24 protein-coding genes are annotated in these 25,945 nt (G+C 69.9%); 14 read left to right on the forward strand and 10 right to left on the reverse strand.

What is annotated here, in order from left to right; translation table 11 throughout:
- Positions 1–41: 41 nt before the first annotated feature.
- Positions 42–1,472 (forward strand): amidase, encoded by a 1,431-nt coding sequence (locus KCG34_RS13240; RefSeq protein WP_211936121.1) that lies wholly within the window; start codon positions 42–44, stop codon positions 1,470–1,472.
- Positions 1,473–1,506: 34 nt separating this feature from the next.
- Here the strand turns inward: KCG34_RS13240 and KCG34_RS13245 are convergent, their stop codons facing one another.
- Entirely contained in the window at positions 1,507–2,592 is a 1,086-nt protein-coding gene (locus tag KCG34_RS13245) for an alpha/beta fold hydrolase (RefSeq protein ID WP_249138019.1), read from the reverse strand.
- A 220-nt stretch (positions 2,593–2,812) separates the two neighbouring features.
- Between KCG34_RS13245 and KCG34_RS13250 the strand changes: the two genes are divergently transcribed.
- Positions 2,813–4,129, forward strand: coding sequence for a dipeptidase (locus KCG34_RS13250; protein WP_211936123.1), 1,317 nt, complete (start codon positions 2,813–2,815; stop codon positions 4,127–4,129).
- A 34-nt stretch (positions 4,130–4,163) separates the two neighbouring features.
- On the opposite strand, the gene KCG34_RS13255 is transcribed toward KCG34_RS13250, so the two are convergent.
- Together KCG34_RS13255 and KCG34_RS13260 are read right to left on the reverse strand one after the other, a co-directional pair.
- On the reverse strand, positions 4,164–4,967 hold the full coding sequence (locus KCG34_RS13255; protein WP_211936124.1) for an ABC transporter permease: 804 nt from the start codon (positions 4,965–4,967) through the stop codon (positions 4,164–4,166).
- On the reverse strand, positions 4,967–5,731 hold the full coding sequence (locus KCG34_RS13260; RefSeq protein ID WP_211936125.1) for an ABC transporter ATP-binding protein: 765 nt from the start codon (positions 5,729–5,731) through the stop codon (positions 4,967–4,969). Before KCG34_RS13260 ends, KCG34_RS13255 begins: the two co-directional genes overlap by 1 nt.
- A 72-nt stretch (positions 5,732–5,803) precedes the next feature.
- Between KCG34_RS13260 and KCG34_RS13265 the strand changes: the two genes are divergently transcribed.
- Positions 5,804–6,232 carry a hypothetical protein gene (locus tag KCG34_RS13265; RefSeq protein ID WP_211936126.1) on the forward strand — a complete coding sequence of 143 codons (429 nt, stop codon included), beginning with the start codon at positions 5,804–5,806 and terminating at the stop codon, positions 6,230–6,232.
- Between the two features lie 3 nt (positions 6,233–6,235).
- On the opposite strand, the gene KCG34_RS13270 is transcribed toward KCG34_RS13265, so the two are convergent.
- Complete coding sequence (locus tag KCG34_RS13270; RefSeq protein ID WP_211936127.1) at positions 6,236–8,041, reverse strand: retroviral-like aspartic protease family protein; 1,806 nt, start codon at positions 8,039–8,041, stop codon at positions 6,236–6,238.
- A gap of 214 nt (positions 8,042–8,255) precedes the next feature.
- Between KCG34_RS13270 and KCG34_RS13275 the strand changes: the two genes are divergently transcribed.
- Complete coding sequence (locus KCG34_RS13275; protein WP_211936128.1) at positions 8,256–8,993, forward strand: outer membrane protein; 738 nt, start codon at positions 8,256–8,258, stop codon at positions 8,991–8,993.
- A 3-nt stretch (positions 8,994–8,996) separates the two neighbouring features.
- Here the strand turns inward: KCG34_RS13275 and KCG34_RS13280 are convergent, their stop codons facing one another.
- The 3 genes from KCG34_RS13280 to KCG34_RS13290 all read right to left on the reverse strand — a co-directional run bounded on the left by KCG34_RS13280 (position 8,997) and on the right by KCG34_RS13290 (position 12,087).
- Positions 8,997–9,944, reverse strand: coding sequence for an NAD(P)H-dependent flavin oxidoreductase (locus tag KCG34_RS13280; protein ID WP_211936129.1), 948 nt, complete (start codon positions 9,942–9,944; stop codon positions 8,997–8,999).
- Complete coding sequence (locus tag KCG34_RS13285; RefSeq protein WP_211936130.1) at positions 9,941–10,714, reverse strand: SDR family NAD(P)-dependent oxidoreductase; 774 nt, start codon at positions 10,712–10,714, stop codon at positions 9,941–9,943. The genes KCG34_RS13280 and KCG34_RS13285 overlap by 4 nt, the downstream gene beginning before the upstream one ends.
- A gap of 116 nt (positions 10,715–10,830) precedes the next feature.
- Complete coding sequence (locus KCG34_RS13290; protein ID WP_211936131.1) at positions 10,831–12,087, reverse strand: acetyl-CoA hydrolase/transferase family protein; 1,257 nt, start codon at positions 12,085–12,087, stop codon at positions 10,831–10,833.
- A gap of 124 nt (positions 12,088–12,211) precedes the next feature.
- Here KCG34_RS13290 and KCG34_RS13295 point away from each other — a divergent pair, with 124 nt between their 5' ends.
- On the forward strand, positions 12,212–13,750 hold the full coding sequence (locus tag KCG34_RS13295; protein WP_211936132.1) for a N,N-dimethylformamidase beta subunit family domain-containing protein: 1,539 nt from the start codon (positions 12,212–12,214) through the stop codon (positions 13,748–13,750).
- 3 nt (positions 13,751–13,753) lie between these two features.
- On the opposite strand, the gene KCG34_RS13300 is transcribed toward KCG34_RS13295, so the two are convergent.
- Positions 13,754–14,521, reverse strand: a complete 768-nt coding sequence (locus KCG34_RS13300; RefSeq protein ID WP_249138020.1) for a DUF6065 family protein — start codon at positions 14,519–14,521, stop codon at positions 13,754–13,756.
- Positions 14,522–14,817: 296 nt separating this feature from the next.
- On the opposite strand from KCG34_RS13300, the gene KCG34_RS13305 reads away from it, so the two are divergent.
- The 7 genes from KCG34_RS13305 to KCG34_RS13335 all read left to right on the forward strand — a co-directional run bounded on the left by KCG34_RS13305 (position 14,818) and on the right by KCG34_RS13335 (position 22,002).
- Complete coding sequence (locus KCG34_RS13305) at positions 14,818–15,420, forward strand: DNA-3-methyladenine glycosylase I (protein WP_211936133.1); 603 nt, start codon at positions 14,818–14,820, stop codon at positions 15,418–15,420.
- The gene (rnhB, locus tag KCG34_RS13310) at positions 15,420–16,028 is read left to right on the forward strand and encodes a ribonuclease HII (protein WP_211936134.1); all 609 of its coding nucleotides are present in this window, start codon (positions 15,420–15,422) and stop codon (positions 16,026–16,028) included. Before KCG34_RS13305 ends, rnhB begins: the two co-directional genes overlap by 1 nt.
- Positions 16,025–17,827 (forward strand): chloride channel protein, encoded by a 1,803-nt coding sequence (locus tag KCG34_RS13315; RefSeq protein ID WP_249138021.1) that lies wholly within the window; start codon positions 16,025–16,027, stop codon positions 17,825–17,827. Before rnhB ends, KCG34_RS13315 begins: the two co-directional genes overlap by 4 nt.
- Positions 17,828–17,897: 70 nt before the next feature.
- The gene (locus KCG34_RS13320; protein ID WP_211936135.1) at positions 17,898–18,974 is read left to right on the forward strand and encodes a site-specific DNA-methyltransferase; all 1,077 of its coding nucleotides are present in this window, start codon (positions 17,898–17,900) and stop codon (positions 18,972–18,974) included.
- Between the two features lie 417 nt (positions 18,975–19,391).
- Positions 19,392–19,961, forward strand: coding sequence for a TOL_0243 family YfiR-like periplasmic protein (locus tag KCG34_RS13325; RefSeq protein WP_211936136.1), 570 nt, complete (start codon positions 19,392–19,394; stop codon positions 19,959–19,961).
- Positions 19,958–21,613: an HWE histidine kinase domain-containing protein gene (locus KCG34_RS13330; RefSeq protein ID WP_211936137.1), complete on the forward strand. Its 1,656-nt coding sequence runs from the start codon at positions 19,958–19,960 to the stop codon at positions 21,611–21,613. The genes KCG34_RS13325 and KCG34_RS13330 overlap by 4 nt, the downstream gene beginning before the upstream one ends.
- Positions 21,610–22,002 carry a response regulator gene (locus KCG34_RS13335; protein ID WP_211936138.1) on the forward strand — a complete coding sequence of 131 codons (393 nt, stop codon included), beginning with the start codon at positions 21,610–21,612 and terminating at the stop codon, positions 22,000–22,002. Before KCG34_RS13330 ends, KCG34_RS13335 begins: the two co-directional genes overlap by 4 nt.
- 12 nt (positions 22,003–22,014) lie before the next feature.
- Here KCG34_RS13335 and KCG34_RS13340 read toward each other — a convergent pair whose 3' ends face one another.
- Positions 22,015–22,482 carry a SufE family protein gene (locus tag KCG34_RS13340; protein WP_211936139.1) on the reverse strand — a complete coding sequence of 156 codons (468 nt, stop codon included), beginning with the start codon at positions 22,480–22,482 and terminating at the stop codon, positions 22,015–22,017.
- Between the two features lie 201 nt (positions 22,483–22,683).
- Here KCG34_RS13340 and KCG34_RS13345 point away from each other — a divergent pair, with 201 nt between their 5' ends.
- Complete coding sequence (locus tag KCG34_RS13345; protein ID WP_211936140.1) at positions 22,684–24,438, forward strand: sensor histidine kinase; 1,755 nt, start codon at positions 22,684–22,686, stop codon at positions 24,436–24,438.
- Here KCG34_RS13345 and KCG34_RS13350 read toward each other — a convergent pair.
- Positions 24,429–25,340: a hypothetical protein gene (locus tag KCG34_RS13350; protein WP_249138022.1), complete on the reverse strand. Its 912-nt coding sequence runs from the start codon at positions 25,338–25,340 to the stop codon at positions 24,429–24,431. The genes KCG34_RS13345 and KCG34_RS13350 overlap by 10 nt on opposite strands.
- Before the next feature lie 84 nt (positions 25,341–25,424).
- Here KCG34_RS13350 and KCG34_RS13355 point away from each other — a divergent pair, with 84 nt between their 5' ends.
- Positions 25,425–25,751 carry a DUF1491 family protein gene (locus KCG34_RS13355; protein ID WP_211936141.1) on the forward strand — a complete coding sequence of 109 codons (327 nt, stop codon included), beginning with the start codon at positions 25,425–25,427 and terminating at the stop codon, positions 25,749–25,751.
- Positions 25,752–25,945 lie beyond the last annotated feature (194 nt).

The raw sequence follows: 25,945 nt of genomic DNA on the forward strand, positions 1-25,945 counted from the left end.
GGCCAAATGGCGCTAAGAGAACAGCGATAAGGGAGCCCGGCATGACCTTTCCCACCTATGCGGACCACGACGGCCTGGGGCTCGCCGATCTGGTGGCCAAGGGCGAGGTGACGCCGGCCGAGCTGGCCGAGGCGGCGATCGAGCGCATCGAGCAGCACAATCCGGCCCTGAACGCGGTGGTGTTCAAGGGCTATGACGACGCCCGCAAGGCCGCCGCCGGCGCCCTGCCCGACGGCCCGTTCAAGGGCGTGCCGTTCCTGATCAAGGACCTGGGCGTCACCGTCGCCGGCTGGCCGCGCACCTCGGGCAGCAAGTTCGCCGCCCACATCGTCGACCACGAAGACAGCGGCCTGGTCCGCCGCTATCGCCAGGCGGGCCTGGTGTTCCTGGGCAAGACCAACACCCCGGAATACGGCATCACCGGCACCACCGAGTCCGCGCTCCTCGGCCCCTGCCGCAACCCGTGGAACCCGGAGCACATCGCCGGCGGCTCGTCGGGCGGCTCGGCCGCGGCGGTGGCGGCAGGCATGGTCCCGGTGGCCCACGCCAGCGACGGCCTGGGCTCGATCCGCATCCCCGCCGCCTGCTGCGGCCTGGTGGGCTTGAAAGTCACCCGCGACCGCAATCCGAACCTGCCGGACGGCTTCGATTACGCCCAGGGCCTGGTGGTCGACCACATCGTCAGCCGCACGGTGCGCGACAGCGCCGCCATGCTGGACCACACCGGCCTTCCCGAGCCCGCCTCGCCCTACCCCGCCCCGCCCAAGGCCGACCTCTACATGAACGAGATCGGCCGCTCGCCGGGGCGGCTCAAGATCGCCTGGTCGTCGGAGACGCCCCGGGGCAAGCCGATCGATCCCGAGGTGCAGGCGGCGCTGGAGGCCACGGCGGCCCTCCTGAAAGACCTGGGCCACGAGGTGGTCCCGCAGGGGCTGGGGGTCGACTACCGCGCCCTCTACGCAGCCCGCGCACCGCTGTCGGGCGCCAATTTCGCCGCCGGCATTCAGCGGCTGATCGACGAGGTCGGCCGCGAACCGGAGCCGCATGAGTTGGAGCCCCTGACCTGGGCCTCGCTGAAGGGCGGGCGCAAGGTCACCGGCGCCGAGGCCCTGTGGGGCCTGCAGCAGCTGCGGATGCTGAACCGCGGCGTCCTGGCCCTGTTCGAGACCTTCGAGGTCTATCTGACCCCGGTGATGGGAACCGCCCCGCCGAAGATCGGCCATATCGACCCGGTCGGGCTGGAGCCGCGCGAGGTCAACCGCCGCCAGGCCGAGGTGTTCCCCTTCACCCCGCCGTTCAACTTCACCGGCCAGCCGTCCATCTCCCTGCCCCTGGCCTGGTCCAAGGACGGCCTGCCGATCGGCATGATGCTCACCGCCCGCTACGCCGACGAAGCCACCCTGTTCCGCCTGGCCGCCCAGCTGGAGAAGGAATGTCCGTGGAAGGATCGTCGGCCGGCCGTGTGGGGGTGACAGCCTAGCCCCTCCCCCTTGCGGGGAGGGGGGCTTACTTCCCCTCCGTCTCCGCCAGGAACCTCGCCAGCTGATCCTTCCAGGCCACGGCCCAGGTGTGGGTGCCATGGCCGTGGGTGTTTTCGCCGATCGGCAGGAGGATGAAGCGGCCGCGCTTCAGCCGGGGCGCCATGGCCTCGGCTATGCCGAGCTCGGGCGGGTTGATGAAGTCGTCGGCGGAGTTGATCCACAGGACCGGCGCGGTGATGCTCTCAAGCCCCTTGGAGGGGTCGTAGTCGCGCGAGGCGTCGACCTGGTAGATCAGGTCGTTGGCGTCCAGGTGCGCCAGGTCCGCGGCGGTGCGGTCGGCCAGGCTCTTGTCCACCGCCTCAGGCGTCGGCAGGGCCTTCTGCATCACCAGGGGCGCGCTGCCGGCGATGGTCAAAAGGTCCGAGGCCGTGCGCAGGCCGGCCTGCGGCTCGGCCGCATAGTCGCCGCCGTTCCAGGCCGGGTCCGCCTCGATCCCCTCGATCAGCATCCGCCGCCACAGGCGGTTGCGGCCGACGAGGGCTGTCGGCAGGCAGGCGAAGGGCGCCAGCGCAACCGCATCGTCCGGATAGGCCTCGCCCCAGGCGAAGGCCGTCATGCAACCCATCGAGGTCCCCAGCACCAGTCGGATCCGGCCGGCGCCCAGACCGTCCGTAGCCAGACGATGGTCGGCCTCGACCATGTCGGCATAGTCGTAGCGCGGAAACTTCATGCGCAGGCCGTTGCTGGGCTTGGACGAGCCGCCATGGCCGATGGCGTCGGGCAGCACGATGAAATAGCGGCTGGCGTCCAGCGGCTGGCCCGGCCCGAACAATTCGCCGGCGAAGATGGGCCGCAGAAAGGTGGTCCCGTCGCCGCCGGTGCCGTGCAGGATCATCACCATGTTGACGATCCGCCCATTGGCGTCCCGGCGCGGCGTCCCCAGGGTGCGATAGTGCAGCTTGAGCACCGGCAGGGCCTCGCCGGAATGGTAGTGAAAGTTCCACAGGGTGAAGTCGGCCTCGTGGACGGGGGGCAGGGCGGACTCGGCGAACGCCGGCGCCGCGACCCAGGCGCAGGCCGCCAGAACCAATCCCAACAGCGCTTTGCGCAATTCGCCGCTCCTCATTTCGTCCGGCCGGCATTTTTTAAAATGCCGCCGCGCCCTGAAGCCCTTGGTGAGATTGGAGCTCTGGCTTGCGTCCGGGTCAAGGACGGGCCCTATGGGCCCGCCGCGTTGCGGCCGCCTCAAGGCGGTCCTTGAGCCGGGCGCAAGCCAGAGCATACTCGCCTCCAAGGACTTAAGGGCGAATCCGCCGCCGTTGGGGAAAACCATGAAGTTGTCGTCTGTGGCCGGACTGGCCGCCTTGTTCCTTTCGGTCGCGCCCTTAGCCATCGCTCAGACGGCCCAGACCGACCCCGCCCTCGCCGCCCGGGTCCACCGCATCCTGGACAAGACCCCGCTGATCGACGGGCACAACGACCTGCCCTGGGAGATCCGCGACCGCTTTGGCGGCAAGCTGGACCGCATCGACCTGAAGGCCGACACCGCCCACCTGCCGCTGAGCGGCGACCAGATCCCGCTGATGACCGACATTCCGCGCCTGCGCGCCGGCCAGGTGGGCGGCCAGTTCTGGTCGGTGTGGATCCCGACCACGATCACCGGCCCGGCCGCGGTGCAGACCACCATCGAGCAGATCGACCTGGTCAAGGCCATGGCCCAGCGCTGGCCGGCCGACCTGGAGATGGCCTACAGCGCCGACGACATCGAGCGCATCCACAGGGCCGGCCGCGTCGCCTCGCTGATCGGCATCGAGGGCGGCCACCAGATCAACGACAGCCTGCCCGCCCTGCGCCAGATGTACGCCCTGGGCGCGCGCTACATGACCCTGACCCACACCAGCAACACCGCCTGGGCCGATTCCGCCACCGACAACCCGGCGCACCATGGCCTGACTCCGTTCGGCAAGGCGGTGGTGCATGAGATGAACCGGCTGGGCATGGTGGTGGACTTGAGCCACGTCTCGCCCGAGACCATGAAGGCGGCCCTGGCCACCAGCGCCGCACCGGTGATGTTCTCCCACTCCGGCGCCCGGGCCCTGGTCGACCACCCGCGCGACGTGCCCGACGACGTCTTGGCGCTGGTGGCCCAGAACCACGGGGTGGTGATGGCCAACTTCTTCCCCGGCTATGTCTCCGAGGCCCGCGCCCGCTGGCTGGCCGACCGCGCCGCCGAACAGGCCCGCTACAACGCCCCGCCCTATGACGGCCTCTATATCGGCCAGCCCGAGCGGGCCAAGGCGGCCCTGGCCGCGTGGGACAAGACCCACCCCATGCCGCAGGTCACCCTGGCCATGGTCGCCGACCACATCGACCATATCCGCAAGGTCTGCGGCGTCGACTGCGTCGGCCTGGGCTCGGATTTCGACGGAGTGGGTTCGGTCCCCACGGGCCTGGACGCCGTCGACAAGTTCCCGGCCCTGATCGCCGAGATGGCGCGGCGCGGCTGGAGCGACGAGGAGCTGGCCAAGCTGGCCGGCGGCAACATGTTGCGCGTGCTGCGCGGGGTCGAGGCCACGGCCAAGGCGCTACAGGCCAAGGAGGGGCCGAGCCAGGTGACGATCGTGGCGTTGGACGGGGCGGCGAAATGAGCCCCTCCCCCTTGCGGGGAGGGGGTTCAGCGGATCAGCTCACCGTCTCAGCGCTATACCGCGCAATCAGCCCCGTCCTCAGCGCATACCGATGCACGCGGGCGAAGGTCCAGCAGGCGGCCAGGACGTAGAACACCGAAAGCCCGCAGCCGATCGCGAGCTGCCCCCAGGGCGCGCCATGCCCGCCGACGATCGACCGCATGCCCTCGAACACGTAGGAGGGCGCCAGGCCGTGGGCTATCGCCTGCATCCAGCCGGGCAAGGTCGCCAGCGGATAGAACACCCCGACGAAGGGCGACAGCATCGAAGGGATCGGCCAGATCAGCCACTCTGACGCCGGCCCGAAACGCAGCACTATGGCCGCGCCCAGCACCCCCAGCGCGATCCCCGACAGGAACAGCACGAACACGAACGGGACCATGGCCAGGCCGTAGAGCAGGAAGGACAGGCCGAACGCGCCCGTCGCCAGGGCCAGCATGGCCACAAGACCCAGGAGGCTTGTGCCGACGCCGACGATCACCAGCCCCAGCAGGTATTCCGAAACGCGCAGGGGCGTGGCGAAGACGTTGAGGAAATTGCGCGACCAGACGTCTTCGAAAAAGCCGCTGATCACCCCCATCATCACCCGGCCGAGGAAGTCCCACAAAAGCACCGCGCCCAAGACCGCCGGCACGAAGTTGAAGCCCGGCCGGGCGACGCTGTTGAGATAGCGGGTGATGAAGCCCCACAGCACGATGTCGATCGCCACCCAGGCGATCATCGGCAGCACGCGAACCGGGCTGCCGCGCAACAGATAGACCTGGCGCAGGGTGATGGCGAAGACGCGGGACGCGCGCATCAGGCGGCGCCCTCCGCATCCAGCCGCTCATGCGCCACGGCGACGAACAGGTCCTCCAGCGTCGCCTCGCCGTGCTCGCGGATCAGGGCTTCCGGCTCGCCCTGCAACAGGATGCGCCCGCGCGAGAGGAACAGCACCCGATGGCAGACCTCGGCCACCTCGTACATGTTGTGGCTGGTCCATAGGACCCCGCCGCGCTCGGCCTCGGCGAAGCCCTTGATGCAGGCGCGGATGTCGCGGGCGGTCGAGGGATCGATCGAAGCCGTGGGCTCGTCGAGCAGCAGAAGGCGCGGCCGGTTCAGCATCGCCTTGGCCAGGGCGACGCGGGTCTGCTCGCCCGAGGACAGGACCCCGCACCGGGTCTTGCGAAAGCGGACCAGGTCGAACTCGGCCACTACCTCATCGATACGCGCCGCCAGGCGCGGGGTCCCGTAGATCATGCCGAAGATGCGCAGGTTCTGCTCGACCGTCAGATTGCCTGGCAGGGGCGCGTAGACGGCGGCGAAATTCGTCTGGGCCAGGGCCTCGCTGCGGCGGCGGGCGACGTCGAGGCCGGCGATGCGTATCTGGCCGGCGCTGGGCTGGAGCACGCCCAGGATCATGTTGATCGTGGTCGACTTGCCGGCGCCGTTGGGGCCGACCAGGCCCACGATCTCGCCGGGCGCCACCTCGAAGGCCACGTCCTGCACCGCCGCCACCGGGCCGAACGCCTTGCAGAGGCCGCTGACGGCGAGGACGGGCTGGGCGGATTCGGCAGGGCTCACCAGACCCTAATAGCGAGCCACAGCCGATCCGCCCAGCTTGACGCGCGCCCCGTGAGCGGCTGGAGTCGCCCGATGGCCAAACCCACCCTAATCCGTCTGATCAACCTGCCCGGCGTCCGCGACCTGGAAGCCAAGGCGCTGATGAACTCGCGCATGGCCGACGCCGACGCGCGCGAGCACTTCCCCGAGTTGGACGAGGTCTCGCGGGCCCTGTTCGGCCTCACAGCCGACGAGGCCGACGAGGCGCCGCGCCCCGAGGGCTGGGACCGCATCGAGCGCAAGCCGCTGAAGGACCAGATCGCCGCCTTCGAGGCCGAGGGCTGGGACGTGACCGACGACAAGCTCAGACCCCTGCGCCTGTTCGAACATTTCAACGTCCAGCTCTGGCTGGCCATCCGCGGCGTCGCCGGCCAGCTGCCGCATATCGCCGAGGTCGAGGACGACTTTGGGCATGCCGCGCTGGCGGCGGACGCGGCGCGGTTCAGGCGGGACCGACGGTAGGGCCTACTTGGCCGCGACAGTGGCCGGGGCCACGATGCCGTAACCCTTTGCCTTCTTGGGCAGGTCCGCCTGCAAAGCCACCGCGGCGTCGATGTCCTTCTGTCCCTCCGCCTGTTGGCCGAGGTGCTGCTTGGCCAAGCCCCGGCCATAGAGCGACCAGGCCATCTTGGGACTGATCGCCAGCGCCGCGTCATAGTCGGCGACGGCCTTGTCGAACTCACCCAGGCGCAGATGGACGAGGCCGCGACTGTCCAGGAAGCCGGCGGTCTTCGGCCGCAGGCGCAGGGCGCGGTCGCAGTCCTTCAGCGCCTGGTCCAGGTCCCTGCCCAGCAAGGTGCGCGCCCAGCAGCGGTCATTCAGGCCCTCGGACAGCAGGGCTTCGTCGGAATGGGACGGTATCCACAGGTCGTACTGGCCGATCGCGGCGGCCAGCCGATCGGCGGCGTCATAGAGCTGGGCCAGCCTGAGCCGGACATCCGCCTGGTTCGGAACTGCGGCTGCAGCGGCGTCCAGATCCTGGGCCGCGCTGTCCTTGTCATTGCCCTGAAGCTTGAGCTCGGCCCGCGCCACCAGGGTGTCGATATCGCCGGGCTTGAGCTTGAGGGCCGCATCGAAGTCCGACATGGCCAGGAAGGGCTGCTTGTTCTGCCAATGGGCCATGCCGCGCTGGTAGAAATAGCTGGGCTCCTTGGGGTCCATGGCGCAGGCGCGGTCGAAATCGGCGATGGCCTTGACGTATTCGCGGCGCGAGGCCAGGGCCGCCCCGCGGCGGCCGAACCCTGCGGCGTCGGTCGGGTCCGGCCCATCCGGCGCGGCGACCTCCGACTCCTTGATCGTTCCGCTCCGCGCGTCCTGCTCCAGGGTGTGGGCGTCCAGATTGAACACCGGCCCGCCGTTGTAGGTGAAATAGAGCTTGTGCTGGCTGTTGGCGACATAGACGCGGTGCGACTGGAAGAAGTCGGCGCCCAGCAGCATGTCGGATTCCATCAGATCGAAATCGCCGACCCGGATCTTCGTGTTGCGGATCTCCTCGTCGCCGATCTTGATGCTGGCGACGGGGACGATCCAGGTGCGGATCATGCGCCGGCCGATACCCCAAGAAGCGCCGCCAGGCTTCACCGCCGGGTCGTCGAGATTGATGCCGGCGCGTTTTGCTGCGGCACGGGTCATCATCGAGGTTCCAGCGCCGGTGTCGAACTGGACGTGAATTCTGGCCCCGTTCACATAGGCTGAGCCGATGGTGTGGGTGTTGTAGCCTACATTGGTGCCTTCGATCTCCACGGTCGAATAGGCTTTGCCGGGCTCCCAGTAGACCAGGGCGTAACGGCCGCAATCGTGCGCCTCCATCAACCGGACTGCGCCGTGAGCGAAGTCGTATTCGACGTCGGCGATGCCGAGGACGTTGGCGCCCAGCAGGCCAACCGAATCCGCGCCGCCCGAACCGGCCATGACGATGAACTCGCGGTTCTTCAGGTCGACATTGGCCAGGGTGAAGACCTTGACGTGAGTGAGATAGGGCGCGGTCTCTCCGCCCACGCCGGTCACGGTCATGCCGTAGGGCATGGGGAACTTCGGCAGGTTCTGTTCAGACGCGATCGACGGCGAAAGGCTGCTGAAGAAGGCGCCGCTGTCGACCACCATCTGGACGGGGACGCCGTTGATCTTGACCGGGACCATGGGCTGCATGTCCCGCATGGTCACCGGCAGTTCGGCGATGCGGCCGACCTTGCAATCCGCCTGGGCGACGCCGCCCAAAGCCAGGGCCGCAACGAAGCCGCAGACGGCCGCGGCGCCGATCCGAACGCTCATACGCAATCACTCCCCCCGGAGAACAGGCACACCCTGCATGATTAGCCGATGCGCGGCGCCCGTCAAAGTGGCGCTTGTCACAGTGAAGCTTGTTGGGGGACGCGCGACCCCGCGGGCCTGACCGAATTCTTCAGTCTTTTCGCCTAGGTTGCGCCGGCCGAGCATCGTGCAGATCGCCTGAAGATGCCGGCTCAGCCGGAGCCCTGCAAAGCCGATGCGCGCCGTCGTCCTCACCAGCGCCCTCGCAACGATTGCGAGCATGGCCGGCGGCGCCGCCTGCGCGGCCTCGCCCTGGTACGTTTCCGCCGACCTTGGCGCCCAATTCCGCGAAGACGCAGAACTTATCCACGAACCGATCCAGAGGCTGCTGGTCCCGGTCCCGCGCCAGACCGCCAATTCGCCGACACCGGTGGTCGTCTATGTGCCCGAGCTGGTCATGACCAAGAGCGGCGGCGAGCGCGCTTTCGATCCCGGATTGGGCGGCGATCTGGCGGTCGGCTACCGGCTGGGCGCGCGCGTTCGCCTTGAGGCCGAGATCGGCTCGGTCGCCTACCCGATCAAGCGGGAGAGTCTCAGCCTCGGCGGCGCGAACGGCCAGACGGCCTTCAGCCGCCTCTCGGGCGCCCAGGTCAGCGGCGCGTCGATCGGCCTGAACGCCTACTACGATTTCCGCGGGCTGACGCAGAGGTTCACGCCCTATGTCGGCCTGGGCGGCGGCGTCTCGTCGGACCGCACGGGCTCCGGAATCCTCGCCGATGCGAGGGGCCGGCGCTTGCAGGTGGCCGGCGGGGCGGCGACCGACGGCTTCGCCCTGGCCGAGATCGGCCTGAACATGCCGCTGTCGCCGCATTGGTCGATCGCGCCGGCCTATCGCTATGTGCGCGGCCTGGGTAGCGGCGATCGGGCCGGGGCCCTGCATGTCGCCAAGATCGGCGCGCGTTTCACTTTCTAGGATCTAGCTCGCGCTTACGCCATACCGCACCGCCAGCCCGCTCACCGTCGCCTCGAACTCGCGCACCGTATCGCCGATGATCTTCGCCACCGGCTCGACCGAGCCGATCCGCCCGCAGACCTGCCCGGACAACGCGATCGAAGCTTCCATGTCGCCGCCGAAGTAGAGGTCCTTGGCGTTGCGGAATTCGCCCATCACCTCGGGGCCATGGACCTTTTCATAGGCGGTGGTCTTTTCCGTGCGCAGGGCGCGCAGGGCCGGCTTGGAAAACTGGTTCAGGAACACGGTGTCGGTCTCGGCCGCGTTGACGATCGCCTGCTTCCAGTTGTCATGCACGGGCGATTCCGCCGAGGCGACCATGCGGGTGCCCATCTGCACCCCCTCGGCGCCCAGGGCGAAGGCTGCGGCCATGGTGGCTCCGTCGCAGATCCCGCCAGCGGCGATGATCGGCACGTCGACGTGGCTGCGCACCAGGGGCAGCAGCACCATGGACATCACCGGCTGGGGGTTCTTGAAGCCCCCGCCCTCGCCGCCCTCGACGATCAGGCCGTCGACCCCCGCCTCGACCGCCTTCAGCGCGGCCTTCAGGGTCGGAACCACGTGGAACACGGTCAGGCCCGCGGCCTTCAGCTGGCTGCAGTACTTGTTGGGGTCGCCGGCCGAGGTGGTGACGAACTTGACCCCCTGGTCGATGACGAACTGGATGATCGTCTCGTCACGGACGAAGGCGTGGGCGATGTTGACCCCGAACGGCTTGTCGGTCAGCCGCCGCATCTTGGCGATCTCTTCCCTGACCGCGTCGAGTTCGCCGGAGGAGGTCTCGATGATGCCCAGGCCGCCGGCGTTGGACACGGCCGAGGCCAGCTGGGCGCGGGCGATCCAGCCCATCGGCGCCTGGACGATGGGATATTCGACGCCCAGCAGGTCGGTGATGCGGTTCTTGAACTTCACTTTGTCTGGCCTCCGTCGACATTGATCACCGCCCCGGTGAGGAAGGACGCGACGGGGCTCAGCAGGAAGGCGGCGGGGATGCCGATCTCCTCCGGCCGGCCAAAGCGCTTCATCGGCACCTCGCGGTCGATCCAGCGCTTCCAGGCCGCCGCCCTCGGGCCGCTGGACCGCTCCTCCCAGTCGCCGCCGGGAAAGATGATGTTGCCGGGGGCGATGGCGTTGACCCGCACGCCGGTCGGGCCGGCGATCTTGGCCAGCTCCTTGGCCATGTGGTTCATGGCCGCCTTGGCGACACCATAGGTCAGGGGCGTGCCCAGGGCGCCGAGGCCGGCGATGGAGCTGATCAGCAGCAGGGAGCCTTCGCCCCGGCTGGTCATCCGCCGCAGCGCCGAGCGAGACAGGCGAAAGGCGGAATCGAGGTTCTGGTTCAGGCCCGCGTCCCAGATCGCATCGTCGATGTCGAAGCCCGGCGGGCAGGGATGCAGGCCGACATTGGCCACCGCGCCCCAGATCGGCCCGAACTCGGCCTCGGTGCGGGACACCGCGGTCTCGATGACCTCCGGATCGCGCATGTCGCCGGCCATGGTCCAAAGTCGGTCGGCCCCATAGGTCCCGGCCAGGCGCGCGCGCTCGGCCTCCAGCGCCTCGGCGCCGCGGGCGGTCATGGCCAGTTTCGCCCCTTCCGCCAGGCAGGCCTCGACGATGCCCAGCCCGATCCCCCGGCTGGCGCCGGCGATGAAGATCACCCGGTCCTTGAGCTGCAGATCCATGATCCCTCCTCCGCGGCGTGCTTCAAGTGACCGCCGTTCACGACCCCATAGGAGCGGCCTGCAGGGCTTCGCGCCAGAGGGAAAATGGGGTCAGTAGCGAAAAAGGATGGATAGCCCTACATCCCCGCCCTCATCCTGGCCCAGGCCTCGGAGAGGCCCGCCTGGTGCGAGGGGTCGGCGACGGCCATCAGGGCCTCGGCGCGTTCGTCCAGGGCCAGGCCCTTCAACCTCGCCGCGCCATGCTCGGTGATCACGGTGTCGATGTCGGCCCGACTGATCGCCACAGTAGGCGAGGTCAGGCGCGGGACGATGCGGGATATCTTCCCCCCCGCCGCGGTCGAGGCCAGGGCGATGATCGAGATCCCGCCCGGCGAGCGGCCCGCCGCGCGCACGAAGTCAGGCGCCCCGCCGACCCCGCTGACCAGGCGCTCGCCGCGCCACTCGCTGTTGACCTGGCCGAACAGGTCGACCTCCAGCGCGCCGTTGATCGAGGTGAAGCGCTCGACGCCCGCCAGGGAGGCGGCGCCGTGGGTCGTGTGGGTGTCGGCCAACTCCACCAGGTCCAGCTCGGCGAGGTCGCGATAGAGGGCGGCCGAGCCGTAGGCCGCGCCGGTGATGTGCCGTCCGTCTGGGTCCAGCGCCCCGGCGCGGGCCAGGGCGGCATAGCTATCGGTGATCATGCCCGAGCGGATGACGAGGTTGCGGTGACTGGTCAGCCGGGCCAGGGCCGCGGCCGGGGCGCCGCCGATGCCGGTCTGGATCGCGGCGCCGTCGCTGACCAGGCCCGCGATGCGGTCGGCGATGCGCGCGGTCTCCTCGCTGACCGGGCCTTCGCGGCCCTCCACCACCGGGTGATCGATCTCGATCACCACGTCGAAGTCCGCCAGCGGCAGGCGCGGCCCGCGCGGCGGGCGCGGCATGGCGCGGTTGACCAGGGCGACGCGCCGGCGACAGCGGCGGAACGCCAAGGCCGGGAAGTCGGCGCATATGCCGACGCTGGCCAAGCCATCGGCCTCGGGCGCGCAGAGCTGGAACACCCCCACATCGAAGCTGGCCCGCTCGCCGAGGTGGGTGGCGACCTCGGAATAGGCCAGGGGCAACAGCCGCACCCGTCCGGCCTCGAACGAGCCATGCAGGGCCGGCGGCAGCATGAACGCAGTCATGCGCGCCGTGGGGTGCAGGCCGGCGAGGTCGAACTCGTTCATCCCCGGCACCACGCAACTGGTGAAGCGGACGCCGGCGATCCGCTCAGGGTCCGCAGCCAGGGCCTCGCGCAGGATCAGGGCCTCGCCGGTGGCGCCCGGGACATAGACCTCGGCGCCGGGCCGGAATTCGTCGAGCAGGGGTTCGAGGGTCTTGAGGGCGTCGGACATGCGGAATAGTGATGGCTATCTTTATCGTCGCCGCGCCCGCCGCGGCCATCCATGCCGTGCTCCATCGGCGGCGCATTCGCAAGCGGGCCCGTAACGGCAAGCCCGTCGACAAAGTGAGGGGACCATGCCGGCCTGCTACACCGACCGCCTGTCCCTGCGCCCCGGCGAGCGCTTCGCCCTGCACGCCAGCTCGACCTCGTCCACCTGCCGCCTGGAGATGGCCCGGGTCGGCGCCGGGCGCGAGGTGGTGCTGACCCGCGCGGTGGAGGTCGGCGATCATCCGACCCCGGACCATGCCGATCGGAACGGGTGCGGATGGCCGGCCGCCTGCGAGGTCGAGATCGGCGCGGACTGGCGCGCCGGCTATTACGATGTCGCCCTGACAGACGCGGCCGGCGAGACCGCGCACCATTTCGTCTGCGTCAAGCCGGCGGCGGGCGGGCCGCGGGCCAAGGCCGTGCTGGTGCTGGCGACCAACACCCTGCATTCCTACAACTACTGGGGCGGGGCCAGCGCCTATTGCGACGTCGAGGCGCTGATGAGCCGGCGCAAGACCTTGCCCGAGGCCATGGCCGACGCCATCGGCGTGCTCTCGACCCAACGTCCCTTCCCGCCCCTGCTCCTGGCGCCGCCGGAAGACATGCCGCGGCTGGTCAACATGCGAAAGCGTGGCTTCGAGGAGAAGAGCTGGGCCGGCGGCGATCCGGCCTGGTCGCGGGCCCACCGCCAGAGCCCCTATGACGGCTCGGCCGGCTTCCTGAACAAGTGGGAGCACCACTTCGTCCGCTGGGCCGAGGGCGAGGGGATCGATCTCGACTATCTGACCGACTACGACCTGGAGATCGAGCCCGGCGCGCTGGACCCTTACGCCTGCGTGGTCCTGGTCGGGCACAGCGAATACTGGTCCGGCGGGCAGAGGGCGGCGATCGACGCCTTCCTGGACCGCGGCGGCAAGCTGGCGGTCTTTTCCGGCAACACCTGCTTCTGGAAGGTGCGCTGGGAGGACGAGGGCCGCCGCTACGTCTGTCACAAGTGGAAGGGCTTCGAGGCCGACCCCGTCGCCGCGGCCGATCCGGCCCAGGGCACGCATCTCTGGTCCCACCCCGCCTTCGAGCACCCCGAGGCCGCGACCATCGGCCTGTCCTTCGTGTTCGGCGGCTATCACCGGCTGGGCCTCTGCGCCGCGCGGGGCCAGGGCGGCTACACCCTCTATCGCGAGGGCCACTGGGCGCTGGAGGGCTGCGACCTCTACTATGGCGACGTGATCGGCGATGAGCTGCCGCTGATCGGCTACGAGAACGACGGCTGCCCCATCACCTTCGGCGAGGACGGCCTGCCGGCGCCCGTCGCACGGCTGGGCGTGCCGCAGAACCTCGAGATCGTCGCCCTGGCCCCCGCCTCCTTCGCCGAGGCGCCCAGCCCCTATCGCCCGCTGATCCCGCCCGAGCAACTGGACGTGATCGCCGAGATCGCCCACGGCTCGGCCAGCCCGCAGGCCCAGGCCCGCACCCTGCGCGGCCATGCGGTGATGGCCAGCTTTGCGCGCGGCGCCGGCGAGGTGTTCAACGCCGGGACCACCGAATGGGCCTATGGGCTGAAGGCCAACGACCCGTTCGTGACCCGGATCACCCTGAACGTATTGCGACGGTTCGGGGCGGTGTGACCCCTAACCCGCCTTGTCGTGCGCCACCGGGCAGCGCGGCTCGTTCAGCCGCCGCTTGTGGCGGTGGTCGTCGCCGGCGACGTATTCCCCGCCGGCGGTGACGCCGTTCAGGTAGTTGCGCTGCCACTTCTGGCGCACCGCCTCGGGCTCGCCGCGGGCCAGGGCCTGGTTGAACTGGTCGCGCTGGATGTGCCAGCGGGCGAACTCGCGATAGAGCGCCGGATCGTCCTGCAGGCGGCTGACCGTCGGCTGCACCGCCTCGATCGCCACGCTGGGCGCGAGCGTGATGAAGCAGAACGGCTCGTCCTTCTCGAAGCGGACCTCGCCCGGCCGCGTGAAGCGCCAGTTCATGGTGAAGGAGAAGGGCAGCCAGTGGGTCTCGACGATGCCCTCCAGCGGGTGGATGCCGTCCTTGAACCGGTTGGGCACGCCTCGGCACCAGGTGACCCAGCCCGGATCGGTGCGGAACACATAGCCCGGATGGAAGGTCAGCACGCCATGGCCGAACACCGAGGAGGCGCGGTCGAAACCCTTGGCGGGGTCGTCCGGGACGATCGTCACGTCGCCGGGGTCGTCGCCGCCATTCCAGGACGCGGTGAAGCCGGCGGGGTTCAGGATCTCCCAGCCGGTCGCGTTGGCGATGGTCAGGGGCGTGCAGCGATGGGCGAACCGGTCGGAGGTCTCGCTCATCCAGTCGCGCTCGCTGGTCCCGGCCCTCAACCGGGGCGGGTCAGCGATCAGGGCGACGCAATCGAGCCTAGGCCCGGTCATGCCTACCCCTACGGAATGAAAACTTGGACGGTGGCGCTCGCCGAAGTCCAATCAAACCCTTACGCGGCAACGCCTACGCTCCCCATTGCGATTTCAGGCCTAGTTAGGGAGGGAAAGGCCCGATTTCGCCCCCGCCGCTACATTAAATTGACGTAAGGCTCAATTTCGTTTCGCGCCTGGCGCGAGGCTGGGCGCCGGAGCCGCCCAGCCGTGGCCGCCGCGCCACAGTTCTGGGCGTTTCCGCATAGCGGCGTTCACCCCTTCCGCCGCGGGCCGGCGGCGGCGTAACCTTGGGCATGACCGAATCCCTGATCCGCTGCGGCTGGCGCGGCATGGCCGGCGATGCGCTGTACGAGGCCTATCACGACACCGAATGGGGCGTGCCCGAGTGGGACAGCCGCGCCCTGTGGGAAAAGCTGGTGCTGGACGGGTTCCAGGCCGGCCTCGCCTGGATCACGATCCTGCGCAAGCGCGAGGCCTTCCGCGCCGCCTTCGCCGGCTTCGATCCGGAGATCGTGGCCCGCTTTGGCGAGGCGGACCGCGCCCGGCTGATGGCCGATCCCGGCATCGTGCGTTCCAACGCCAAGATCGACGCGGCGATTTCAGGCGCGCGCATCTATCTCGACATGCGCGAGGCGGGCGAGGATTTCTCCGAATTCCTCTGGGGCATGGTCGGCGCGGCCCCGATCCAGAACCGCTTCACCGGCGTCGGCGAGGTGCCGGCCCAGACGCCGCTGGCGCAGGAGATGGCCAAGGCGCTGAAGGCCAAGGGCTTCAAGTTCTGCGGCCCGGTGATCGTCTATGCCTTCATGCAGGCGGTGGGCATGGTCAACGACCACCTGACGGACTGCTTCCGCCATGAGCCCTGTGCGCACCTGGGCCATGAGGGGCGCCGCTGATGGGGCCGGACCTGGCGCTGGAACTGGCCCTGGAGGGCCTGGTCTGCGGGATCGACGAGGCCGGCCGCGGCCCCTGGGCGGGACCGGTGAGCGCGGCGGCGGTGATCTTCGATCCGGCACGGGTGCCCAAGGGTCTGAACGATTCCAAACTCTTGAGCGCCAAGGCGCGCGCGGCCCTGGCGATCGAGATCCGCGAAATGGCGATCGCCTGGTGCGTCGGCCTGGCCAGCGTCGAGGAGATCTTCGCGCTCAACATCCTGCGCGCCACGGGCCTGGCCATGCGGCGGGCGATCGACGGCCTGACCCATGCGCCAGCCTACGCCCTGGTCGACGGCAACTACGCCTTCGAACTGCCGTGCGAGGTCCGCACGGTGGTCGGCGGCGATGGCCTCTCCTGTTCCATCGCCGCAGCTTCGATCCTGGCCAAGACCACGCGGGACGAGATCATGGTGGAGATGGACGGGCTCTATCCCGGCTACGGCTTTGCGGCGCACAAGGGCTATCACGCCCCGGCGCATGTAGAAGCGCTCAAGCGGCTCGGCCCCTCGCCCATCCACCGCATGGGCTGGGCGCCGCTCCGGGCGCTGATGGCCGAGGCCGGCGGGTGACGGCCCCGGCCGCGGACTTGGCGCGGCTGGCGCGCCTGGCGCCCATAGCCCGGCGCGACCTGGCGAGCCGCCTGCGCAGCCTGATCCGCGGCAGCGAAGTCTGGCTGGTGGTGATGGCGGCTCTGGTGGGCATAGCCGCCGGCCTGGCGGTGGCCCTGATCGGCACCCTCTCTGATCACGCCCACCAGATCCTGTTCGGCCTCAAGCACGGCGACCGGGTCAGCGGGGTGCTGCATCTGCACCATGGCCTGTGGGTTCCCGCTGCAGGCGGGCTGGCCCTGGGGCTGCTGACCTGGCTGCGCAACCAGCGCAAGTCGACGCCGACGGTGGACGCGGTCGAGGCCAACGCCCTGCACGGTGGGCGCATGTCGCTGGGGGACAGCCTCTGGGTGACTTTCCAGACCCTATTGTCCAACGGCTGCGGCGCCTCGGTGGGGCTGGAGGCCGGCTACGCCCAGATCGGCGCGGGCCTGGCCTCGCGCCTGGGAATAGCCGCCCGGCTGCGGCGCAACGACCTGCGCACCCTGGTCGGCTGCGGCGCCGCGGGCGCCATCGGGGCGGCGTTCGGCGCGCCCCTGACCGGCGCCTTCTACGCCTTCGAGCTGATCGTCGGGGCCTATTCGATCGGCAATGTCGCCCCCATCCTGGCCGCCAGCCTGTGCGGGGTGCTGACCGCCCGCGCCGTGCGGGCGGTGACCTACCACCTGTCGCTGTCGCCCGCCGCGCCGACCCAGCTGTCCGACTATGTGGTGATGATCGGCTTAGGGATGCTCTGCGCCGGCCTCGGCGTGGTCATCATGCGCGCGGTCTATCTGATGGAGCGGGCCCTGGACGGGCTGAAGCTGCCGACGGTGATCCGGCCGGCCATCGGCGGCGCGGCCATGGGCGGCCTCGCCCTGATCACCCCACAGGTGCTGTCGGCCGGACACGGGGCCCTGCGCATCGATATCCCCGCCCAATTGTCGATCGAGGTGCTGGCCAGCCTGATCGGCCTGAAGATCCTGGCCTCGGTGATCTCGCTGGGCTCGGGCTTTCGCGGGGGGCTGTTCTTCGCCTCGCTGTTCCTGGGCGCCCTGTCCGGCAAGCTGTTCGCCGCAATCTGCGCGGTCGCCGTGCCGAGCCTGCCGGTGGACCCCTCGATCTGCATGCTGGTCGGCATGGCGAGCCTGGCGGTGTCGGTGGTCGGCGGCCCCCTGACCATGTCGTTCCTGGTGCTGGAGACCACGGGAGATTTCCGGGTCACCACGGTGGTCATCGCCGCCTGCATGGTGGCCAGCCTCGTGGTGCGCGAGACCTTCGGCTATTCCTTCTCCACCTGGCGGCTGCACCTGCGCGGCGAAACCATCCGCAGCGCCGTCGACGTCGGCTGGGTCCGCGCCCTGACCGTCGGCAAGATGATGCGGCGCGGGCCGCCGACCGTGGAGGGCCACGTCAAGCTGGAGGAATTCCGCCGCCGCCACCCCCTGGGCTCGAACTCACGGGTGGTGGTGACCGACTCCGACGGGCGCTACCTCGGCATAGCCCTGACCGCCGACGCCTTCGCCTCGGCCGACCACCCGAACGACGACGCGCGCAAGACCGCCGCCGACATCGCCCGCTGGCCGGACCTGCCCCTGTCGCCCGAGATGAACGTCAAGCAGGCCATGACCCAGTTCGAACAGGCCGAGGCCGACGCCCTGGCCGTGGTCGACGACACCCCGGACCGTAAGGTGATCGGCCTCTTGACCGAGAGCTACGCCCTCAGGCGCTATTCCGAGGAGCTGGACAAGGCGCGCCAGGGACTTTCTGGCGGCGCTTAAGCCGGCCTTAACCACGAAGCGTCAAGGGTCCGGGATTCAAGTCCTGGATTCAAAGAGTTGGCGGGCGCGCATGAAGTTCGGACCCGAGACGATCATCGAGGGTGACTGCCTGGAGGCCCTGGCCGGGTTGCCCGACAAGAGCGTCGACCTCGTCTTCGCCGACCCGCCCTATAACCTGCAGCTCGGCGGCGACCTCCTCAGGCCCGACAATTCCAAGGTCGACGCGGTCGACGACCATTGGGACCAGTTCGCCAGCTTCGAGGCCTATGACAGCTTCACCAGAGCCTGGCTGAAGGAATGCCGGCGTGTGCTGAAGGACGACGGCACCATCTGGGTGATCGGCAGCTATCACAACATCTTCCGCGTCGGCGTGGCGGTGCAGGACCTGGGCTTCTGGATCCTGAACGACGTGATCTGGCGCAAGTCCAACCCGATGCCGAACTTCAAGGGCACGCGCTTCACCAATGCGCACGAGACCCTGATCTGGGCGGCCAAGTCGCGCGGCGGCAAGCGCTACACCTTCAATTACGACGCGATGAAGATGGCCAATGACGAGCTGCAGATGCGCTCGGACTGGACCCTGCCGCTGTGCACCGGCGAGGAGCGCATCAAGACCGCCGAGGGCCTGAAGGCGCACCCGACCCAGAAGCCCGAGGCCCTGCTGCACCGGGTGATCCTGGCCGCCTCCAAGCCGGGCGACGTGGTGCTGGACCCCTTCTTCGGCGTCGGCACCACCGGGGCCGCAGCCAAGCGCCTGGGCCGGCATTTCATCGGCATCGAGCGCGAGGCCGACTATGCAGCCCTGGCCCGCCAGCGCATCGCCGCGGTGATCCCGGCCGCGCCCGGCGAGCTGGACGTGATGGGCTCCAAGCGCGCCGAGCCGCGCATCCCCTTCGGCCAGATCGTCGAGGCGGGCCTGCTCCGCCCCGGCGACAAACTCTATTGCCCCAAGGGCGAGCGGGTCGCGCGGGTGCGCGCCGACGGCAGCCTGGTGCTGGGCGAGCTGTCCGGCTCGATCCACAAGGTCGGGGCCATGGCCCAGGCCGCGCCGGCATGCAACGGCTGGACCTACTGGCACTTCCGCACCGACCGGGGCCTGGCCCCCATCGACGAGCTGCGCGCGAAGGTCCGCGCCGGGCTGGGCTGATCCGAAGGCCCTGCGCCAGGATCGGATGCGGCGGATCGCCGCGACCGCCTGAAGGCGGCTAAGCTGCGGCGGCCCGTCGCAGACCCGCGAATTCACCGGCTACCGTGCAACCGCCGCGCCCCGCGGGAGATTTTCCCGTTGATGACCAAGCCCCGCCCAAGTGCGGCGCCGGGGCCGGCGCGTGCGAAAACCATTGAATTCGCAGAACCGGAGCGCGGCGCCGATTGTCGCAATCGGATCGCATTAACCATCCAAGCTTGCAATGCTGCGCCTTTGCTATTCCCGACCGCCCCATTTCCGCGCAAGGATAGGCGCGCTCCGGCGTTGGAGGCGAGGATGGGGCAAGGATCGGGTCGGGACGGTCCATCTGGTCGCGCAACAGTTGCGGGCCGGACGGCGAATCCGCACCAGGACGCCATGTCGCCGCTGACCCTGGCCCGGCGCGCGGTCGCGATCATCGCCACCGCCCTGGCGGCTGCGGTCGGTGGTTTGCCGGCCGCCGCCCAGGGCGACACGCTCGAATATGCGGTCAAGGCCGCCTACCTCTACAAATTCACGCCTTTCGTCGACTGGCCGGCCGCCGCCTTCGCCGGGCCCTCCAGCCCATTCTATGTCTGCGTGCTGGGAGACGATCCCTTCGGCCCCACCCTGGATCAGGCCGTGGCGGGTCATCAGGTCGGCGATCATCCGGTGCGCGTCCGCCGCCTGCAGACGGCGCAGGACGTCACCGAGTGCCACATCCTCTATATCGGCCCGACCCGCGGCCAGGCGGGTGAAGCGGCCCTGAACCGGCTGCGCGGCGCGCCGGTGCTGACCGTGACCGAGGCCAGCAGCGGCCTCAGCGGCCAGATCGTGCAGTTCGTGGTCCATGGCGGCCACGTGCGCTTCACCATCGATGCGGCGGCGGCGAGCGCGGCCCACGTGGCCATCAGCGCCAAGCTGCTCAGCCTGGCGGCGGCCACCTCCAGCGAGGGGGCGCGCCAATGATCCTGCCCCCCGGCCTGCGCAGGGGCGGCCTGAGGCCGCTGGCGGCGATCGGCGCCGCGGCGGCGCTGGTGCTGATCGGCCTGGCCATGGCCGTCTATAACGAGAACCAGAGCCGGGCCCAGAAGCTGCGCGAGGCCGCGGTCCAGGCGCACATCCTGGCCGCCAGCGTCAGCGCGGCCCTGGCTTTCGACGACGCCCGGCTGGCGCAGGAATATGTCGACGCCCTGGCCGCCGACCGGGATATCCAGGCCGCCGGGGTCTATGGCCTGAACGGAAAGCTGGTGGCCGGCTACAGCCACGGGGCCAAGCCGCCGCCCGCCAACCAGCTCGGCGCGCCGGCCCTGGGCCCTGATCGCATCGTCGTCTCGGCTCCGGTGACTCAGGGGAGCGCCGCCCTCGGCTCGATCTGGCTGGAGACCGTGCAGGAGCCCCTCACCCGCCGCGCGGCGCGCTATGGCGGCATCGCCATGCTGGTGGTGATGGCCGCGCTCTTGGTGGCGGTGCTGGGCCGGGCCAACGCCAGGCTGATGCAGGCGCACAGCGAACTCGAGACCGAGATGGAGGAGCGGGCGCGCGCCGAAAATGCCCTGCGCCTGGCCCGCGAGCAGGAAGCGGCCGCCCAGCTGGAGCTGGCCGACCAGAGGAGCCGCGCGGCCCTGCGCCAGACGGAGCAGCAGCTGGAGTTCGCCCTGGACGCCGGCCGCATGGGCAGCTGGGCGATCGACCTGGAGACCGGCGCCCTGACCGCCTCCGAGTTCTTCCGCGCCAATTTCGGCCTGGGCCCCGGCGCGCCACTGGCGCGGGAGGAGGACCTGGACCGCTACATCCATCCTGACGACCGGGCCCAAAAGCTGCAGGCGCGGGACAGGGCGGTACGCGACGGGAGCGACCTGGAGAGCGAATACCGCACCATCGCCCCCGACGGGGTCACGCGCTGGATCCTGGTGCGCGGTCAGGCCAGCTATGACGAGCGCGGGACAGCCACGCGCCTGGCCGGGGTCTCGCTGGACATAACCCAGCGCAAGCAGGCCGAGGAGCGCCAGCGCCTGCTGGTCGACGAGTTGAACCACCGGGTGAAGAACACCCTGGCCACGGTGCAGTCGATCGCCGTGCAGACCCGCCGGGTCACCGCCACGGCCGAGACCTTCGAGGCGGCGTTCCTGTCGCGGCTGGGCGCCCTGGCGCGGGTGCACGACCTTCTGAGCCGGATATCCTGGGAGGGCGCCTCTCTGGCCGACGTGGTGCGCCAGACCCTGTCGCCCTATGTCAGCGCCTCGGATCAGGCGCGGGTGCTGAACCTGGAGGGGCCGGACGTGCGGCTGGGGCCGAACGCGGCGGTGACGCTGGCCATGGCGTTCCACGAACTGGCCACCAACGCCGCCAAGTACGGCGCCCTGTCGGCCGCCAAAGGGCGGGTGACGGTGCGCTGGAGCGCCGACGATCCGCGCCAGCCGTCCCTGATCGAGATCACCTGGCGCGAAGCTGGCGGCCCGCCGGTGGTCCGTCCGCAGCGGCGCGGGTTCGGCTCGCGCTTCATCGAACGAGGACTTGCGCGGGAATTCGACGGGAAGGTCGATCTTGATTTCACACCGGAAGGAGTATGCTGCCGGATGAGAATGCCCTTGTCTCCCAAGCTGCGGATGGCGGCATGACCGATCCGTCGCCAACCCTCTTCGGCCTGCGCCTCCTGGTGGTGGAGGACGAGGCCATGATAGCCCTGATGATCGAGGACATGCTGGACAGCTTCGGCTGCGTGGTGGTCGACGTGGCCGGCACCCTGGCCAAGGGCCTGGCCCTGGCCGACAACGAGCGGCTGATGATCGACGGGGCGATCCTGGACATCAACCTGGGCGGCGAGCAGGTCTATCCGGTGGCCGAGCGGCTGAGGTTGCGGGGGGTGCCGTTCATCTTCTGCACCGGCTACGGCCGCGCCGGCCTTTCGCCGGACTTCGCCCAGGCCCCGACCCTGGCCAAGCCCTACCAGCCGGAAGAACTGGAAGCGATGCTGGTCCGCGTGATGGGCGACGCCAAGCGCCACTGAGGCCGGCTAGGTTCAGGCCGCCGCTTGCGCCGCCTGGGCGTCCCGCCGGATGCGCTCGACCATCGAGAACAGGCCGTTCGACCGCTGCTGCGAGAGGGCGCCGGCCAGGCCCAGGCGCTGGAAGGCCGCCTTGGCGTCGAAGCCGAGGATCTCGGCCGGGGCGCGCCCTGAATAGAGCCGCAGCAGGATGGCGATCAGGCCGCTGACGATGTGGGCGTCGGAATCGCCGCGGAACGACAGCCGCCCGTCCGGCTCGCGCGCCGTGACCAGCCAGACCTGGCTCGCGCAGCCGCGAACCTTGTTGGCGTCGGTGCGTTCCGCCTCGGCCAGGGGGTCCAGCGTGCGCCCGAGCTCGATCACATAGCGGTACCGCTCTTCCCAGTCCCGCGGGTCGTCGGCCGAGCCCAGCATGTCGAACTCGCCGGCCAGATCGTCGAGTTCCTGTGAAATGGTGTCCATCGGCGCGGATTTAGGGGCCATTGCGGCCGGGAGCAATGCGCCTGCGGGCTTTTGGGGTGCGACAACGGGGAGCCTTGGTATTAATACACTGTTAATTCACAAATTTCGGCCAATATCCCCATGCGGCGCCCGCCTGATCGTCGCTCGCGGCGCGAGCGGGCTCGCAAGACCGAAGGCCAGGGGCTACCTTGGCCATGAGGTGATCATGTCCAGGCCGCTGCCATGACTGGCGAGACCATGACGGGCGAGACCAGGCCCCGAATCCCAGGACAGCTGGGCGCGGCGGAGCTGCGCGACATCCTGTGGTGGCACGCCGGCTGGACCGGCGCGGCCGCGGCGGAGTCGATCGTGCTGCTGGTCGCCGCGCGGGCGCCGGGGAACCTGGTCCTGGCCCTTGTCGCCGGCAGCCTGCCAGCCCTGGGCGCGCTGATGCTGATGCGCCTGACCGAGCGGCCGGCGCGCTTTCCCCTGCTGATCCTGTGGGCGATGGGAGCCTGTTCCGCCGCCGGCCTTTCGGGCGGCCTGACCGGGCCGCTGGGGGTCTGGGGCCTGATGCCCCTCGCCGCGGCCATCGCCCTCGGCGGCCCGCGCCGCGTCGCCCAGGGCGCAGCGCTCAGCGTCCTGACCCTGGCCTTGAACGCCCTGGTGCAGGTCATGGGCCTGGCCGCGCCGACGCCGCCCCTGTCGATCGGCTTCAGCCTGGGCCTGTTCGGCCTGGCCAGCGTACTGTTCGGCCTGGGCGGCGGCATCATGCTGGATCGGCGCCGCAGCGCCCGCGGCCTGGAGTCCGAGATCATCGGCCGCCACGCCCTGGAAGCGATCCTCTCCAGCCAGCCGCAGCTGGTGCTGTGGCTGAACACCGCCGGCAAGGTCAGCGCCGCCTATGGCGAGGCGCCCGCCGCCATCTCGCTCGGCCAGCTGCGCCGCGAGGGCCTGGCCTCCCTGGTCGATCCGGCCCATTGGCCGGACGTGCTGTTCGTGCTGTCCGAGGCCGCGGATCGCCGCGGCGGCGAGATCACCTTCCCGATGGCCGGCGCCGAGCGCGTGTGGCTGAGCCTGGAGGCGCGCGAGCTGGCCGGCTCGGGCGTTGTGGCGGTGCTGCGCGATGTCACCGCCCAGCGCGAGCACCTGGCCGGCCTGGAACGGGCCCGGCAGGACGCAGAGTCGCTGAACATCGGCAAATCGCGCTTCCTGGCCAATATGAGCCACGAACTGAGAACGCCGCTCAACGCGATCATGGGCTTTTCCGACATCATGCGCGCGCGCCTGTTCGGCGCCCTGCCCGGCAAGTACGTGGAATACGCCGATCTGATCCACGACGCCGGCTCGCACCTTTTGGACCTGATCAACGACGTCCTGGACATGTCCAAGATCGAGGCCGCCCGCTACGAGCTGCACATCGAGCGGCTGGACGCGCGCGAGCCGGTGGCCGCGGCCCTGAGGCTGATGCGGGTGCAGGCCGACGATGTCGGGGTCAAGCTGCGCGGCGTGCTGCCGTCCGACGCCATCGAGGTCGACGCCGACCGGCGGGCGATCAAGCAGATCGGCCTGAACCTGATCTCCAACGCCCTGAAGTTCACCCCGCGCGGCGGCCTGGTCACCGTGACCCTGAGCCGGCTGGCGGGCGCCCTGGAGCTGACTGTGACCGACACCGGCGTCGGCATCGCCCGCGCCGACCTGGAGCGGCTGGGCCGGCCCTTCGAGCAGGCGGGCGACGCCGGCCAGCAGGCCAAGGGCACGGGCCTGGGCCTATCGCTGGTGCGCGCCTTCGCCGAGCTGCACGGCGGCGAGATGTCGATCGAGAGCCAGCTGGGCGAAGGCACCGCGGTGACCGTGCGCATGCCGGTGCTGACCCGGGCTGGCGTGGATCCGGCGGCCGCCGCGGCGGAGCTGGCGGGCGCCGGGGCGCCGATCTTCGGGGCCGAGGACAGCGACCCGGGCGGCGCCCAGGTGATCCCCTTCAAGCCTCAGCGCTGAGCGGCGGCCAGGAAGGCGCGGCCGGCCGCGAAATCCCCGACCTCCACATAGGCGGTGCGCACCATATCGCCCACCCGGCCCTGGAACACGAACTCCACCGCCACCGCCTCGCGCGGGTCGAGCCCTGCCAGGGCGTCGGCCGCGGCGTGCGGGAAACGGAACACGAGGCCCGTGCGCGCGCCATACGGCAACAGGCTCGAAGGCGCCGCATCGCGCGCCTCGGCCAGATAGGCGGTGCGGGCGCCCGCAAGCGGCATGCGGGCGACAAGCCCCTGCCCCGCCTGGCCCAGGCACGGCTGGCTGGCGCGGGTCACGTCGCGCAGCACCAGGCGCGCGGCGTAGGGCTGGGCCCCGTCGGCGAAACTGACGGCGGCGACGAGGGCGCTGGCGCCCCCCTGCCCGGCCAGGCCAAAGCTCATCGAATCGGCGCCGAAGCGGCTGGTCTGGGCAAGGCGCCAGACCATGGTCCGCTGGGCCTGGCTGCGCTGGGCGGTCCAGTCCGACAGGTCGCCCGGAAAATTCATCTTCTGCAGATGGGCATAGCCGTCGAACGCGGCCCGCACCCGGGCGGCGGCGGCGTTCATGTCCTTGGAGCCACAGGCGACGCCGGCTGCGCGGGCGACAGCGCGCTGACGCAGGACGGCCAGGCTCTGTTCGCTGGCTCCGGCGCGCAGGGCCGCGCCCCGCGCCTGGGCCGCAGCCGAATCCAGGGCCGCCGCCAGCTCGGGCGAGAACAGGCCGCAGCGCTGGCCGGCGGCGCTCATCACATTGCGCTCGAAATAGAGGTCTGTGGGCGAGGCGCAGGCCGCGCCCGCGGCCATGACGGCGACGGCGGCCGCTGCAGCGGCGATCAGGCGGCGGCGCATCGGCCGCCACGGCGCTGCGGCGCGGCGGCAAGACATGGCGAGGGCGATCTCTTCTAGACCTTCAGCGCAGCGAGACTAGGCTGTCGCCCCTTTCAACCCCGTTAGCGAGAGGCCGATTTCGTGCTGCTTTCGACCGACATCTGGGTCGGCGCCCTGATCCGCCGCGCCGAGCAGGGCGGCGCCTTCGCCGTGGTGGCGAAGAAGGGCGACAATCGCGCCGGCGCCGTGCTGGTCAAGGCCGTCAACCTGCGCGACGGCTCGGCCCGGCTCTATGCCGAGGCCACCCGCGGCGACGGCGAGCGGGTCTGGATGCAGCCGCTGCCCGAGCGCGAAGAGGACGAACTGGACGGCTACATCGAGCGCGCGCGCCGCATAGACCCCGACCTGTGGGTGGTCGAGATCGAGGACACCCTCGGGCGGCACTTCCTGGTGGAGGCGGTCGAGTAGAAAAGGCCGGGAGGCCCCGAAGACCTGCTTCGATCAGCACAGCGGCCAGTTGCAATCAGTTGCGCTTTTCGCCGACCAGGACCAGATTGATTCTCCGCGGAAATCCGAATTAGGGTTGGATATTGTAAAGAAATGGAAGATTCCGACTTTATTGACTATTATGAAATATTGGAGATCAGCCCGAACGCGAATTC

This window comes from Phenylobacterium montanum (assembly GCF_018135625.1).
Lineage (GTDB): Bacteria > Pseudomonadota > Alphaproteobacteria > Caulobacterales > Caulobacteraceae > Poindextera > Poindextera montana.

What these genes read in the sequence shown, in the direction of transcription:
- KCG34_RS13240 (WP_211936121.1), top strand. Translation starts at nt 42, where the DNA reads ATGACCTTTCCCACCTATGCGGACCACGACGGCCTGGGGCTCGCCGAT.
- KCG34_RS13250 (WP_211936123.1), top strand. Translation starts at nt 2,813, where the DNA reads ATGAAGTTGTCGTCTGTGGCCGGACTGGCCGCCTTGTTCCTTTCGGTC.
- KCG34_RS13255 (WP_211936124.1), bottom strand. Translation starts at nt 4,967, where the DNA reads ATGCGCGCGTCCCGCGTCTTCGCCATCACCCTGCGCCAGGTCTATCTG.
- KCG34_RS13265 (WP_211936126.1), top strand. Translation starts at nt 5,804, where the DNA reads ATGGCCAAACCCACCCTAATCCGTCTGATCAACCTGCCCGGCGTCCGC.
- KCG34_RS13270 (WP_211936127.1), bottom strand. Translation starts at nt 8,041, where the DNA reads ATGAGCGTTCGGATCGGCGCCGCGGCCGTCTGCGGCTTCGTTGCGGCC.
- KCG34_RS13275 (WP_211936128.1), top strand. Translation starts at nt 8,256, where the DNA reads ATGCGCGCCGTCGTCCTCACCAGCGCCCTCGCAACGATTGCGAGCATG.
- KCG34_RS13285 (WP_211936130.1), bottom strand. Translation starts at nt 10,714, where the DNA reads ATGGATCTGCAGCTCAAGGACCGGGTGATCTTCATCGCCGGCGCCAGC.
- KCG34_RS13290 (WP_211936131.1), bottom strand. Translation starts at nt 12,087, where the DNA reads ATGTCCGACGCCCTCAAGACCCTCGAACCCCTGCTCGACGAATTCCGG.
- KCG34_RS13295 (WP_211936132.1), top strand. Translation starts at nt 12,212, where the DNA reads ATGCCGGCCTGCTACACCGACCGCCTGTCCCTGCGCCCCGGCGAGCGC.
- KCG34_RS13300 (WP_249138020.1), bottom strand. Translation starts at nt 14,521, where the DNA reads ATGACCGGGCCTAGGCTCGATTGCGTCGCCCTGATCGCTGACCCGCCC.
- KCG34_RS13305 (WP_211936133.1), top strand. Translation starts at nt 14,818, where the DNA reads ATGACCGAATCCCTGATCCGCTGCGGCTGGCGCGGCATGGCCGGCGAT.
- rnhB (WP_211936134.1), top strand. Translation starts at nt 15,420, where the DNA reads ATGGGGCCGGACCTGGCGCTGGAACTGGCCCTGGAGGGCCTGGTCTGC.
- KCG34_RS13320 (WP_211936135.1), top strand. Translation starts at nt 17,898, where the DNA reads ATGAAGTTCGGACCCGAGACGATCATCGAGGGTGACTGCCTGGAGGCC.
- KCG34_RS13325 (WP_211936136.1), top strand. Translation starts at nt 19,392, where the DNA reads ATGTCGCCGCTGACCCTGGCCCGGCGCGCGGTCGCGATCATCGCCACC.
- KCG34_RS13330 (WP_211936137.1), top strand. Translation starts at nt 19,958, where the DNA reads ATGATCCTGCCCCCCGGCCTGCGCAGGGGCGGCCTGAGGCCGCTGGCG.
- KCG34_RS13335 (WP_211936138.1), top strand. Translation starts at nt 21,610, where the DNA reads ATGACCGATCCGTCGCCAACCCTCTTCGGCCTGCGCCTCCTGGTGGTG.
- KCG34_RS13340 (WP_211936139.1), bottom strand. Translation starts at nt 22,482, where the DNA reads ATGGCCCCTAAATCCGCGCCGATGGACACCATTTCACAGGAACTCGAC.
- KCG34_RS13345 (WP_211936140.1), top strand. Translation starts at nt 22,684, where the DNA reads ATGACTGGCGAGACCATGACGGGCGAGACCAGGCCCCGAATCCCAGGA.
- KCG34_RS13350 (WP_249138022.1), bottom strand. Translation starts at nt 25,340, where the DNA reads ATGTCTTGCCGCCGCGCCGCAGCGCCGTGGCGGCCGATGCGCCGCCGC.